This window comes from Vibrio sp. Vb0667, assembly GCF_033391095.1.
The window spans coordinates 69948-83744 of record NZ_JAWPOL010000003.1; the positions used below are offsets into that span (position 1 = coordinate 69948).

A 13797-nucleotide genomic window follows, 5' to 3' on the forward strand; every position below is an offset into this window, starting at 1 on the left:
AAATGAAGTTATCGACAACACCAGCGCAAGATGGCTTCTATTTTCCGGCTGAGTTTCAGCCGGTTAGTGAAGTTTGGCTAGCGTGGCCAGAAAGGAAAGACAATTGGCGTGATGACGCATTACCCGCGCAAGAAACCTTCGCCAGAATCGCGAACTTAATCGCGGAAGTGACCAAAGTGTGTGTGGCGGTGTGCTCGCACAACTTTGACCGAGCGCGTCAAATGCTTCACTCAGATGTACGTTTGGTGGAAATCCCATTTAACGATGCGTGGATGCGAGACATCGGGCCGACCGTGCTTGTTAACCAAGCGGGCGAGCGCCGTGGGATTAGTTGGCAATTCAACGCGTGGGGCGGCGAATACAACGGCCTTTACGACAACTGGCAGCAGGACGATCTTGTCGCTGGTTCGGTGTGCGACATCATCGGTATTGATCATTACCGCGCACCGTTTGTACTTGAAGGTGGGGCGATTCACACCGATGGTGAAGGCACCCTTTACACCACAGAAGAGTGCTTACTTAGTCCGGGGCGAAATCCACAGTTGAGCAAAGCGCAAATTGAAGAGCAGTTAAAGGCGTATCTCGGTATCGAAAAAGTCATTTGGTTGCCAAATGGTTTATTCAATGACGAAACAGACGGCCATGTTGACAACCTGATGCACGTTATCGCTCCGGGTAAGGTGGTACTGAGTTGGACCGATGACCCAAGTGATCCGCAATACGCGTTATCTCGTCAAGCGGAACAAGTACTGAAATCTCAGCACGATGCGAAAGGGCGCAATATTGAAATTGTCCGTTTGCCATTACCGGGTCCGTTGCATTACAGCGAGCGCGAAGCCAATGGCATTGACGCCAGTTCGGGAATGAGTCGACAAGCTGGCGAACGCCTAAGTGCCTCTTATGCGAACTTTCTTATCGTCAACGAGCATGTGTTCTTGCCGATGCTGGACGAAGAGACCGACGCTATGGCGATCGATATTTTGCAAAACGCGATGCCGGAATACCAAATCATCGCGATACCGTCGAGAGAGGTTCTACTCGGCGGAGGGAACATTCACTGTATTACGCAGCAGATCCCTGCTTAAACATGAACTCGCCGCTGGCTTAGCGGCGATGATGAGTTGTCAAAAGGAATGACCATGCAACAGATACAAAACCAAAGCCTTGTTTCGTTTATGGTAGCGAATCCACAACAGGGCATTGCAGTGACTAATCCGGCGACCGGAGAACTCCTCGGGTACGCACCAGTTTCAACCGAAAACGACATTTTAAATGGCATTGAACGTGCCAGTGTGGCGCAGAAAGAGTGGGCGGCACTGCCAGCAAAAATGCGTGCTGGCATGCTCAATCGTTGGTTCCAACTCCTGTTAGAAAACAAAGCCGACCTTGGCCGTTTGATGACGTTAGAACAAGGTAAGCCGCTAGCGGAAGCTCAAGGTGAAGTGCTTTACGGCGCGAGTTTTATCGAATGGTTTGCTGAAGAAGCGAAACGTACCTACGGTGAGACGATTCCTGCGCCGAGTGCAGACAAGCGTTTGGTGACCATCAAACAGCCAATTGGTGTTGCCTGTGCGATTACACCTTGGAACTTCCCAATTGCGATGATCACGCGCAAAGCAGGCCCAGCTTTAGCTGCAGGTTGTAGCTTTGTCGTAAAACCATCTGAATCTACGCCGCTGTCAGCGTTTGCGGTCGCAGAACTTGCCTACCAAGCAGGCGTCCCACGCGATGTGCTGCAAGTGGTTCTAGGTGAAAATTCCCGTCAGGTAGGTGCTATCTTCACTTCGCATCCGTTGATTCGTAAGTTGTCTTTCACTGGCTCTACTCAAGTCGGTAGCGTGCTGATGCAGCAAAGCGCGGCTGACATCAAACGTACCTCAATGGAGCTCGGTGGCAACGCGCCATTTATCGTATTCGATGATGCGGATATTGATGCTGCTGTGGCGGGCGCGATGGCGTCGAAATTCCGTAACGCAGGTCAAACGTGTGTGTGTGCGAACCGTTTCTACGTACACAGCAAAGTGTATGACGAGTTTGTTGCTAAGTTCGACGCTGCGGTTCAGCAGCTCAACGTCGGTAACGGCTTAGAAGAGGGCGTGAATATTGGTCCAGTGATCAGCGAATCGGCAAAGCAAGGCATTCAAGCGCTTATCGACGGTGCTATTGAACAAGGCGCTAAGCCAGTTACAGAACTTAAAAAGCTCGATGGTCTATTTATGCAGCCAGTGGTGCTCAAAGACGTTACTCACGACATGAAGATTGTCTCTGAGGAAATCTTTGGCCCTGTCGCACCAGTGATTCGTTTTGACAGTGACGCACAGCTGATCGAAATGGCGAACGACACCATCTATGGCCTCGCGTCGTACTTCTACAGCCAAAACATTCACCGTGTTTGGAAAATCGCAGAAGCGCTCGAATACGGCATGGTCGGCATTAACGAAGGCATGATTTCTACTGAAGTCGCTCCTTTCGGTGGTGTTAAGCAGTCCGGCATCGGACGCGAAGGCGCAAAACAAGGTATCGATGAATATATGGACGTGAAATATCTCTGCTTTGGCGGCAACTAATTAAGGACAAGACAATGACAAACCAACAACTACACGAAAGAAGAAGCCAAGTTATCGCTCAAGGCATGGGCGCACTGTACCCACTTTACGTCGAGAAAGCAGAAAACGCTTACGTATGGGATATCGAAGGCAACAAATACATCGACTTTGCAGCGGGCATCGCGGTAACTAACACCGGGCATTCTCACAAACGTATCAGTGAAGCGGTAAAAGCTCAGTTGGATAACTTCTCGCACACGTGTGCGATGGTTACGCCGTACGCGTCATTTGTTGAGCTCGCTGAAAAGCTGACAGAACTTGCACCAGGTGAGACTAAGAAGAAAGCGATCTTTCTAACCACTGGCGCCGAGGCGGTCGAAAACGCAGTGAAAGTAGCGCGCGCTCATACTGGTCGTAGCGGCGTGGTAGCATTTAAAGGCGGCTTTCACGGTCGTACAAACATGACGATGGGGTTAACCGGTAAAGTTGCGCCATATAAAGCAGGCTTTGGTCCTTTCCCGAACGAAATCTACCACGCGCCGTACCCAAATGCGTTCCACGGCATCAGCGTTGAGCAAAGCTTACAAGCGATCGACGATCTATTTGCTTGCGATATCGAACCTTCACGCGTTGCGGCGATCATCTTCGAGCCAGTGCAAGGTGAGGGCGGCTTCTACAAAGCACCTGAAGCGTTTGCACAAGGCTTGCGTCAGCTTTGTGATAAGCACGGTATCATGCTGATTGCCGATGAAATCCAAACAGGGTTTGCTCGTACTGGTAAAATGTTTGCCACAGAATATCTAGGCATTGAACCAGATCTAATGACAATGGCGAAAGGCATTGCTGGTGGTTTCCCAATCTCAGCGGTAGTTGGGAAAGCGGATGTGATGGACTCTGCACTGCCTGGTGGTCTAGGTGGCACTTACGCGGGCTCTCCACTTGGTTGCGTTGCTGGTCTTGAAGTGCTGAAAATCATCGAAGAAGAAGACTTGTGTGCCAAAGCGATGGGCATCGGTGAAGTGGTCAATGCTCGTATGACTAAACTGCAACAGTCAGTGCCTGCTATCGGTGAAATCCGTACTACAGGTGCGATGATGGCGATTGAATTTACTGATCCAGAATCAGGCAAACCACTGCAAGAGATGACCAAAGCGGTGATTTCTAAAGCGCAAGAAAACGGCCTTATCCTGCTTTCTTGTGGAGTAAAAGCGAATGTGATTCGTCTGTTACCTCCACTGACCATCGAATCTGACGTGCTAAATGAAGGCCTAGATAAGTTGGAAAAAGTGATTCTTGAAGTGGCGTAATTCACGCGCTTTTAAATAGCAATAACAAATCAAGGAAGCGGTTGGCATCAATCGTTTCCTTTTTGTTTTTTAGCGTATCTGCTGCCTATCTAAAAAGTATTGCTCAAGATCCAAGTTGTCACTTTTATTACGGATGACTTAACAATTGGGCTCGTTCTTACTTTCCACTTAGTCGCTACTTTGTTCTCCTCGAATGTGGTTTGGTGCTCGCATTCTAAATCCCGACATCTGAAAGCCACTTGAGTCTATAATTTTATTGAGCGTCATTCCTCACTTTTTGGACTATAAAAATGAGATAGTATTCATATCCCACTTAGGTTGCTTGTCAGATTAGCAGGACGAACTTTGATAACAAAGAATACAAGGTATGCCATTTTACTCGGCTTAGTTCCCATCGCCATATTTGTAGTGGCCTTTCATTCTATAACCAACTTTTACGTCAACTCGGTAAAAGCGTCGAAAATAGATGCTTACGTAGAATATTTAAATCAAAGGTCTGCCTATTTGGACAGAGCAATAGTGAAGCAGATTGCTCAGTTAGATTTTACTTGTAGTGATAGTGATGTAAGAACTTTACGCGACCCACGTTTTTATAACCGTTACATTCGTTTTATTGCGATGACCACAGAAGGCGGAAAAACGTGTTCCACGGTTGGTAGTGAAGTGTCTCGCCCATCTAGTAGTGAACGATTTCAGATGGATGAGAACTTTTTCGCATCACTTATTTTGCCGCAACAGAATGACCAAATAGAGTGGATGGTCATTTATGATAATGAACACGTTGAAGTCTTCTGGGTACTTGATAACAGTTGGGTTAACGAGGTAATAAAAACGCCTTGCAAAGACTGCCTATTTGTAGAGTTTAAGTATGATGAACCAATATTTGGTGATTTAACGATAAGCCGTGGCAAAGCGAATATTGCAGGAGAAGAAAACGCACTGTCAAAAGAGTTTTTCTTTTCAGGAGAGTCTCAAGCCAACATGCTCATCAAGATATACAGCGGTGAAAAACTTAAAAATTATGCTCAGGAAAGAGTACTTTTGTGGGGCGGTCTTGTAAGTGTGCTTGCTGGTCTTGTGACTGCCTTTGCATACATATCTTGTAAAAGCTTGAGAAAATCCATTACAGGTCTAATTGAAAATGGGATTAGTAATGCAGAATTTATTCCTTACTACCAGGCGATTGTCGATAGTCGCGATGGTAAGACAGTAGGATATGAAGCTCTGATTCGATGGTCGCGACGTGATGGAATGGTGCCACCAAATATGTTTATTGGTGCTGCAGAAGAAAGTGGCCTGATTATTCCGATGACGAATCAGCTTATTCGTAAAATCATACAAGACTTAAGTGACTTACCCGAGCATACGTGGGTCAGCATCAATATTGTTTCCTCCCATTTAGAGTCAGGTGTATTAACGAAGTTGCTGTCGGAGTTAAATTGGCCAATCTCTAATAGAATTCATTTTGAGTTGACCGAGAGAATACCAGTAAAAGACACTGAGGCCGCGAAAAAAGAGATTTTGTATTTAACGAATAAAGGCTACAAGTTCAAAATTGACGATTTTGGTACCGGATATGGTGGCTTTTCTTACCTACAAGACTTGGGCATCCGATGTCTAAAAGTGGATAAGATGTTCATTGATCCAATAGGATCTGACGACCAAAAGTTGAAAGTGCTGGACTCAATTGTGTCTGCAGCGAACAAAGCGGAATGTGAGATGATTGCAGAAGGTGTAGAGAGCCAGGCTCAAGTCGAATACCTGGCTCAGCATGCGATTTACCTTATTCAAGGTTATGTTTACGCTAAACCAGAGCCCCTGACTAACCTTGCAAGTGCTTAATAGCCATAACGTCATAACATCCCGCTTTAAAGGTGCCAGTTGCCTAGGTTAGCGCTGATTTCTGCTGGTAGGCTCACACTTGAGGATTCCTAACACTCTCATTACTCCTAGAGTGTTAGGAATTAACGTTACTTAGGAGGAGAGTGCGGCTCTTTTCGTTTTGATTGACGTAATGAGCTGAGGTAGTAATGACATTACGATCATTCCTAGCATTAAGCTGTATTGCAGAGGAGTGAACGTTTCCCCCAATAGCAGTAGGCCCGAAACAATGCCTGCGACTGGGTTTGCAATACCACCAAAGGTAAAATCTACGACCGACATCCGCTGCAATAACCATACATACATGCCATACCCTAATGCGGTGTTCAGAATAATTACCCACAGTAACCCTAGAATATTCGTCATGGATACGTCCTGAACGACCGTAACATATGGCTCTGGATTGTTTATCGCCAGCACACTTGTTGCGATAGACATAATCACGCCACCCAAAATGAGCTGCCATGTTAGCACTGTCCACCAGTGCATTTTTGTACCTAGTGACTTTGTTACGCTACTTCCTATCACGATGCACATAATGGCGGAGATCATCGCAAGTAAGCCCACGGGTTCGAGAGAAATAGAGCTAGGATCAAATAAGAACCAAGCTAAAGCAATCAAAGTTGCGCCGCTTATTGCTTGAATGCCACTAGGCTGACGTTTGTAGACCGCCCAACCAAACAGCATCGCAAAAACGGGGACCGAAACCATACCAACACCAGAGATGGCAGAAGGAAGCGTCAACGCCATGACAAAAATGAGACCAAAGAAGCAAGCGATGTTGATGGTTCCTAAAACAAGCAGCACTTTCCACTCACTTCTTTTTGGAAACGAGGGCTTTATTGCCAGCAACAAAAGACCCGCAGGCAGTGCCCTTAGAGCGCCAAGTAAAACGGGAGGCCAGTCCGGTAGAGTAAACTGAGTAACAGCGTAAGTCGTCCCCCAAAAAAAGGCAGGAATCATCGCAAGTAAAATGTTCATGTTAAATATCTTTATGTAGAGATAATTAAATGTAACGATATCGGCAAGGTGGCTTTTTGTAAAGTATCTTTATGTTAAAATAAAAAATATATGATGTTTGGAGAGAAATAATGGATGCAATTGATAGAGTGGTAGAGCAGTGGGCTAGGGAGAAGCCAGACCTCGACACTGAACCGATGGCAATAATGGGTCGACTAATGCGAATTGCAAAACACATGGAATCTAGGGTCGCCGAGCTACATAAGAAGTACGATCTGAAAATGGGTGAATTTGATGTGTTAGCGACACTGCGTCGAGCTGGTTCACCATATTGTCTTACTCCCTCCGCGTTAATAGAGTCGATGATGCTCACTTCGGGTGCGATGACTAATCGCTTAGATAAACTAGAGAAGAAAGGGTTTATTACCAGAACCCATAGTAAAGAAGACCGACGTAGCGTCACCGTTGAACTAACAGGGCAAGGCTTAACCTTAATTGACAAGCTAATCTTGGAGCATGTAGACGTTCAGCAATCGTTATTGCATGGTTTAGAAGACAATGAAAAAGAGCAGGTTAACCAGGCGTTAAAATTGCTATTGCCACAATTTGAATGAGAACGCAGAAGGAGGCAGGGGATATGAAAAGCAAAGAACTAGAACAATACTTAAGTACCTTCATGTGTGCAGAAAGCGATTTCCCATTTGGGCCTGAAGCGGTTGTTTACAAAATCAAAGGCAAGATGTTTGCCATCATTGCAGAGAGAAACGGTCGAGAGTATGTCAGCGTAAAAGTAAAACCAGAAGATGGAGAAGTCTTAACGTCGCAGTTTACGGACATTATCCCGGGATATCACTTAAATAAGCGTCATTGGATAACGGTTTATTTTAACGGTGATGTCGAGGATGGGTTGATTCAAGACTTGTGTGAACGCTCTTATGCTCTTGTCGTTGCCAAGCTGCCGAAAGCACAACGAGCGTTGCTTGGTGAGTAATCGGCAACGCACTGGCCTCTGCTGTTTTGTCGCTCGTTGCTCCTAGCCTTTACGGAAAAATTCGCACCTTTTTCATCCTCGGGCTATATAAGAATAGAAGGTGGAAAAGGGGAATGATATACGAGCATTATCTGAATGGCTAAAAGAATACGGGGAGAGTCACCAAAACCCTATCAACCAAAAGATTCACACAATCGCAGTTCCAGGTATTTATCTTTCTGTGGTTGGATTTATTTGGTCGATTCCCCAGATTTCATTATTAGGCTTCGAACTTAATTGGGTTTGGGTAGCGGTGATCCCCACTTGGGTTTTCTATTTTCGTTTGTCTCTGAGCGTATTCATGATGATGATCGGCTACACATTAGCGTGCATTGGCCTTATTTGGTCTCTAGAGGTATTGATGTTGCCCGTTCTGCATATTTCTATGCTCTTGTTTGGCGTATTGTGGATATTGCAATTTATCGGTCACAAGATTGAAGGTAAAAAACCGTCGTTTTTTGAGGATTTACAGTTTCTACTTATCGGCCCGATTTGGGTGTTCAGAAAACACTAGCGATAAGCAAAATCAGGCATCATCCGAATTACACAAGACATATAACTTTCAGAGATTTTGTAGCTCTTACTACAGAATACCTCTCCTTCTTATTGCCACGACAAGCATTCACTTTAGATACGCACTATGATTAATGAGGTGCCAACGCACTTTACGCTATCGAGATACTTAAACTTACGGCAAGTTTACTTTAGGGGGATGAATGTACGACCGACAATATAAATATGCCTATTGGAGAGAAGAGCGTAAAAAAGGCAAATGGCACTATATATTAAAGTCCTTCTTTATGATTTGTTGTGCATTACTGCTTGGTAAAGTCATCGGTTTGTTCATTTTTGGAGAGCTGCATTCTTTAAGCGACATTTGGGAACAACTCCCTGCGGATGTTTTTATTATGATGCTCGTGGGCTTCCCAATTAGTGTCCTTGGTTGGTACCACGAAGAGTCAAAGTTTTTCCGGGCACTGCGACGCAAAGAAAAGCGGTTAAAAGGCAATCAAAACAAACCGAAATAGAGTAACCTTTGTCTCTGTTTGGATTGCCACTTACCTATCTGATCGATTCTATCCCTTCCAGTCGTTTAGCGTTTAGTTACGTGTTGCAAAAAGCCTTCTTAATACAACAGCCCCCAGTGTTGTGGAAATTGGTACTGTAAGAAACATTAAAAAACGAAGTTGAGCATTAGCGTATAAAGGCTCGCACTGTCATCCTTTGGGGCTGATGAAAACGCGCCAGAGCTATTATTGTAGGCGTTGAACCTTTGCCAATCTGCATTCAGGGAAACGTTGTAATCTAGGTCGTATCTCAACCCGAGTAAGAAACTGTCTCCACTTTTTTTATCCCGACTATTAAACTGCTGACCGTAAACAATATAAGGAGTCAGCTTGTTTACATTATAACTTGTTGTCGCGTACCAAGATGAGGAAAGGTTGCTGGTCTGTCCTTCTGCCATAATCACAATGTTATCGAGCTCGTATCTTAACCCTAGAGAGAACAGATCGATCGTGTTGTTTTTTTCTGTTTCAACTAGACGGTCAATGATTGTGGTTCCGCCACCGGGAGTGGACTGCTCAATGTTAGAGAGCGTCGTTGTTTGATCATAATCGCCGTGGAGGTAGGAAAAATTCCAACGATAGCTCTCTCCGCTTAGCGTTAAGTTCATCCCTGCAGTGTTGTTTGACTCAATTTCCAATTCAGTACGTTCATTGATGGTTACGTCACTATTGTCTTTAAACCCGACAAACGGCATGGCGGTAAGTACGACTTGCTCATTAAGGTCATGAATCCAGCGTGCAGATAGGCCGTTATAAGCCGTGATACCTAGAATGCTGTCATATACCTCATTCGGTGGGCGGGCTTGGGTAAAAGCGTGACCGACATAGTTGTACTCAGACATCAAAAACAGTGGCAGTCTTAAGCGTCCTCCTCTTATTTCTATGTTTTTATAGGTATAAGCCAAATACGCCCACTCGAGCTGAGGCGAGCTCCAATGGTCTTGCGGGCGCTTTACGACTTGTGCGGATGCCCGAAATGCCTTGTGAAAATAATCGAGCTGCATGCCGAAAGTGGTATCGCAATCGAAACAAGATTCATCGCCAATAAAGCGGTTAACTAGTACCGTAGTTGGGTTATCGGATTTTGCCCACGAAGTAGAGCCAAAACCACTTAAAGAAAGTTGTTCTGTTAGTTCAATCGTGGCTGAGCTCGGAAAGGTCGCGATACTCAGCGATAACATGGTTAAATATTTTTTCATATCAATTCTCCGAGCTAACCACACATAAAACATGAGCATTACTAGGGACGCTCGATGTTGGGGCATAACCAATTCTATTCGGCTTCTCTTGCATCCATGCTATGAGGTCATCAATGCTGGAGCGTGCAATCACTTTTGGCGGTCTAGCTTTACCTGAAAAAGACAAGCTTGCCCAATGCGCGTTCATTTGCGCTAAATTTTTGTTGAGAAGATAACGATAGAACTCAGCTCTTTCTGTTGATGTCGCAGGCCAGTCAGAGAGTTCAATTCGCTGGCCTTGTAAAAGTTGCGTCTTCCCTCTGTACAACTTTCGCGCTTTATTGACAGTGAGCGGAGAGAATTCGTCATTAAATGAGAAAACTGCGTAGCTCTCTGCAGCGAGAGCTTGGCAATTTAATGAAAGAAGGGCAATCAGAATAAACAGATAGCGTTTTATGTAACGCAAAGGAAAAGCAACGCGAGAATGATTTCTACTCATAGAATCCACCTACATTGCTTGTTCAATTTGATACAACAGTTTTTCTTTGCGCACAGGCTTTGGTACGTAGGCATCCATTCCTGAATCAAAGCAGCGTTGAATATCATCATCAACGACGCTTGCGGTTAATGCGATAATGGGCGTCTTAGCTAATCCTTTACTCGCTTCATAAGCTCTAATTTGCCTAGAAGCTTCAAACCCATCCATTATGGGCATCATGCAATCCATCAAAATAACATCAAACTTTCCATCTTTTTGGAACATTTCGACTGCAATTTGACCGTTTTCTGCGACTTCGAATTGATAGCCTGCTTTAGATAGCAATAGAGAAGCCACTTTCTGGTTCACTCTATTATCTTCGACAAGCAAGATGCGTTCGGAGCGAATAGGCGTTACCGTTGCTTCTGGTTGCTCAGAACTTGCAGGTAGTTCATGAGTTTTATCGGGGGTGGTGTTCTCTTGGTGTGGTTCAGCAGGCGTCGTGTTGGAAACGCGTAACCCTATTGCCTTATCTAACTTCTCTTTAAGCAACCCTGCTTTAAACGGTTTGGGCACATAGTCATCCATTCCAACGTCAAAGCATTTTTGTATATCGTCATCGACCACACTTGCCGTTAGAGCAATAATCGGAATTCTGAAAGCGCGTTTTTCTTTTACTTCTATTTGACGAATTATTTGGGTGGCTTCAAATCCATCCATTACGGGCATCATGCAGTCCATTAAAATTAGGCTGTACTGATTCTGTTGAAATTTCTCAACCGCTTCTTGTCCGTTTACTGCGACATCAAAGTCGAAGCCAGCTTTTGTGACGTGTAGCCCCGCGATTTTTTGATTGACCGTATTGTCATCAACGACCAAAATTTTCGGCAGAGATTTAACATGTTGCGCTGAAGTGCTCTCTTGTTGTGCGTGCGAGAAATTTGCCGCACAACTTTCAAGTGCTTTAATTAAGCGCTGCCCTAGTAGTGGCTGAGTGACCAAGGCGCTGATATTGTTTCTAAAGTCGAATTGTGGGCTATGAAGGTGCTTGATGAGGCAGACACGAATGTTTCGTTTACAAAGGCTTTCTATCTCATCGATATGCATCGCCGCTGCATTTGGTGATCCTTCTACATGAATAACGATAACGCGCTCGTTATCAATCCACGTTGGCAACGCACTTAAGGTATCTACTGACTGCGTTATATTGATGTTGAAAAAACTTAACTCGTTACGCAGTTTTTGTTCTAGTTGAGTACTGCTGCATACAATCCATATGTCGTTGTGATTCAGAGCGTGATAAGCGTTAAACTCTTGCGTCACAACAGGAGCAGTTAGTCCAAAGAAGAAGCGACTGCCTTTACCTTTCTCGGATTCAAGTTGAATTTCTCCACCCATTAGCTCAACTAATTGCGTGCTAATGGCAAGCCCAAGTCCAGTTCCCCCAAATTGTCGGGTAGTAGAGTTATCCTCTTGGGCAAATGGAGCAAATATTTTCTTTTGCTGCTGGGCATCAATACCAATCCCAGAATCTTTAACGGAAAACTCGATGACCGCTTCACCATTTTTAATTTCGCGGGTGATGACCGATAGCTCTACACTGCCTTGTTCGGTAAATTTTACCGCGTTAGACATGAAGTTCATGACAACTTGGCGTATACGATGGTCATCCAACATTACGTGGTAAGGCGTGTTACGGCTAATGTTGACTTGCACATCGATGCCTTTTTCCTTTGCTTTCGGTGAAATGATAGAAGCAATGTCATAGATAGACTCTCGAACACAAGTTGAATGTGGGCTAATGAGCAGCATCCCAGATTCAATTTTTGAGAAGTCTAGAACGTCATTAATTAAACTCAAAAGCAGTTGGGAGGAGGTTTCAATCGTGTCGACGTAATCGCGTTGTGTGGCAGTCAGGGAAGTATCGGATAACACTTCAGAGATGCCAATAACGCCATTTAGCGGCGTGCGGATCTCGTGGGACATGTTGGCCAAAAAGCTACTTTTGGCTTTACTCGCCTTAATTGCATCATCTTTTGCTTGTTCTGCATCTTCTTTAGCTTGTGTGAGCTTTAGTCTGGACAACATCCGCTCATCACTAAGCTTTTTTACCTCTCGAGCAAACTTACTCAGCTCGTCTTTACCCTTTATTAGTTGAGCAAGAGGTGAATTTTCAGTGTTACTTTGTTCATTGCTTTCGTTACTGAGAAATTTGAGGACTAGATTCAAGTTTCCAGTAACTTTTCGCACCAATCTTAGCGTTAAACTTACGACCAACAGCGTTAAAAGGCTCATCATTGCGATAAAGGTAAAGCGGTGCTGTGTCGTCGTGTTGATTGTCTTTGATATATCATCACTCAGCTGTTGTTCCATTTTGTCGTCAACACTTTGTAATAACGATAAGCGTTTGTTGAGTGCAGATAACCCCGCATCAATCTCATCCGGGGTTAATGATTTGAGTTGAGCTGGTTGCAATAAATAAGCACGAAACTCTTGGCTTTTGATAAAGACTTCACCCGTAAACGTCTCAATGAGCAGATCTACTTGTTGTTGATTGGCATTTAGCGTCACAAAACGCTCTAGAAATAGTTGTTGGTTCTGGATTAAAGATTGGATAGAAGCCTGTGTTGTGAGGTCATACTCGTTATTTTCCTCTGAAGATCGAATCAAATATTCGCTTAATCTATGCTCTTCAGTGGACCAAAACATCAACCATTCAAGTTGCATCAAAGAAGAAAGGTGAGTGTTTGTTTCATAACTCACATTTCTAAAATAGACTTTGTCTAAGCTCATGAGGATTTCTTTGAACGTATCAGCGCGCCACTCTGCCGCATCTAACTTTTCTTCTTGATTTTGCGAAGAGAGCATCGAGAGGGTTGCTTCCTCAAAGCTTGTCAACTGGTTTAGTATCTCAGCGTTTTCACCGAATACTGGTGCAGCGGTGTCGCGTAACAATTGAGATATCTGCTGAGTTTTTAGTTGCTTATCTATTACATCAGGGTTATTCGGTAGGTGATAAAGCGAAGATACGCGGTCGATGTAGACAGAGAATAACTGTGCTTTTTGTAGTTCCTGAGCCTGGATAGAAAGGCTTTGTACATGTTTACCCGCGAGGACAAGCAACAATAAAATTGGCAGCAAAACCAACCCAAATAGCTTTTGTTTTACCGACAGGTTGTTCCAAGAAAAGATTCCTACCACGCGCATTTCCATATCCAAGAAGTTGATATGAAAAGTGTAGTTTATTTATCTCAGATGTTAGATTTTAAGAGAAAATTCATATTAATGAGGTGGGGGAAGTGTGACCGATATTGCATTACGAGTACTAACGCGCTAAGCGGCAATAGTTA

The 13797-nt window shown here is 44.5% G+C and carries 12 protein-coding genes; 8 read left to right on the forward strand and 4 right to left on the reverse strand.

Annotated elements, in window-relative coordinates; genetic code table 11:
- The first annotated feature begins 2 nt into the window (after positions 1-2).
- The 4 genes from aguA (at position 3) to R8269_RS05640 (ending at position 5695) form a co-directional block, all read left to right on the forward strand.
- Entirely contained in the window at positions 3-1085 is a 1083-nt protein-coding gene (aguA, locus tag R8269_RS05625) for an agmatine deiminase (protein WP_017633979.1), read from the forward strand.
- A 54-nt stretch (positions 1086-1139) separates the two neighbouring features.
- A complete protein-coding gene (locus tag R8269_RS05630) occupies positions 1140-2567 on the forward strand; it encodes an NAD-dependent succinate-semialdehyde dehydrogenase (protein ID WP_215810275.1) in 1428 nt (475 codons plus the stop codon).
- Positions 2568-2581: 14 nt separating this feature from the next.
- Positions 2582-3853 (forward strand): 4-aminobutyrate--2-oxoglutarate transaminase, encoded by a 1272-nt coding sequence (gene gabT, locus R8269_RS05635; protein ID WP_215810274.1) that lies wholly within the window; start codon positions 2582-2584, stop codon positions 3851-3853.
- 519 nt (positions 3854-4372) lie between these two features.
- Positions 4373-5695: an EAL domain-containing protein gene (locus R8269_RS05640; protein ID WP_215810303.1), complete on the forward strand. Its 1323-nt coding sequence runs from the start codon at positions 4373-4375 to the stop codon at positions 5693-5695.
- A 132-nt stretch (positions 5696-5827) separates the two neighbouring features.
- Here the strand turns inward: R8269_RS05640 and R8269_RS05645 are convergent, their stop codons facing one another.
- The gene (locus R8269_RS05645) at positions 5828-6715 is read right to left on the reverse strand and encodes a DMT family transporter (RefSeq protein ID WP_064353868.1); all 888 of its coding nucleotides are present in this window, start codon (positions 6713-6715) and stop codon (positions 5828-5830) included.
- A gap of 110 nt (positions 6716-6825) precedes the next feature.
- Between R8269_RS05645 and R8269_RS05650 the strand changes: the two genes are divergently transcribed.
- The 4 genes from R8269_RS05650 (at position 6826) to R8269_RS05665 (ending at position 8752) form a co-directional block, all read left to right on the forward strand.
- Complete coding sequence (locus R8269_RS05650) at positions 6826-7308, forward strand: MarR family winged helix-turn-helix transcriptional regulator (RefSeq protein ID WP_215810273.1); 483 nt, start codon at positions 6826-6828, stop codon at positions 7306-7308.
- Positions 7309-7331: 23 nt separating this feature from the next.
- A complete protein-coding gene (locus tag R8269_RS05655) occupies positions 7332-7685 on the forward strand; it encodes an MmcQ/YjbR family DNA-binding protein (protein WP_005377801.1) in 354 nt (117 codons plus the stop codon).
- A 118-nt stretch (positions 7686-7803) separates the two neighbouring features.
- Positions 7804-8238 carry a DUF962 domain-containing protein gene (locus tag R8269_RS05660; protein WP_213874438.1) on the forward strand — a complete coding sequence of 145 codons (435 nt, stop codon included), beginning with the start codon at positions 7804-7806 and terminating at the stop codon, positions 8236-8238.
- Between the two features lie 202 nt (positions 8239-8440).
- Entirely contained in the window at positions 8441-8752 is a 312-nt protein-coding gene (locus tag R8269_RS05665; RefSeq protein ID WP_005377799.1) for a hypothetical protein, read from the forward strand.
- 146 nt (positions 8753-8898) lie between these two features.
- Here the strand turns inward: R8269_RS05665 and R8269_RS05670 are convergent, their stop codons facing one another.
- From R8269_RS05670 to R8269_RS05680, 3 genes are read right to left on the reverse strand one after another with little or no spacing between them, the layout of a single operon-like run.
- Positions 8899-9990 (reverse strand): sulfate ABC transporter permease, encoded by a 1092-nt coding sequence (locus R8269_RS05670; protein WP_215810272.1) that lies wholly within the window; start codon positions 9988-9990, stop codon positions 8899-8901.
- Position 9991: 1 nt separating this feature from the next.
- Positions 9992-10468: a hypothetical protein gene (locus R8269_RS05675; RefSeq protein WP_017633987.1), complete on the reverse strand. Its 477-nt coding sequence runs from the start codon at positions 10466-10468 to the stop codon at positions 9992-9994.
- Between the two features lie 9 nt (positions 10469-10477).
- On the reverse strand, positions 10478-13654 hold the full coding sequence (locus tag R8269_RS05680; protein ID WP_215810271.1) for a response regulator: 3177 nt from the start codon (positions 13652-13654) through the stop codon (positions 10478-10480).
- Positions 13655-13797 lie beyond the last annotated feature (143 nt).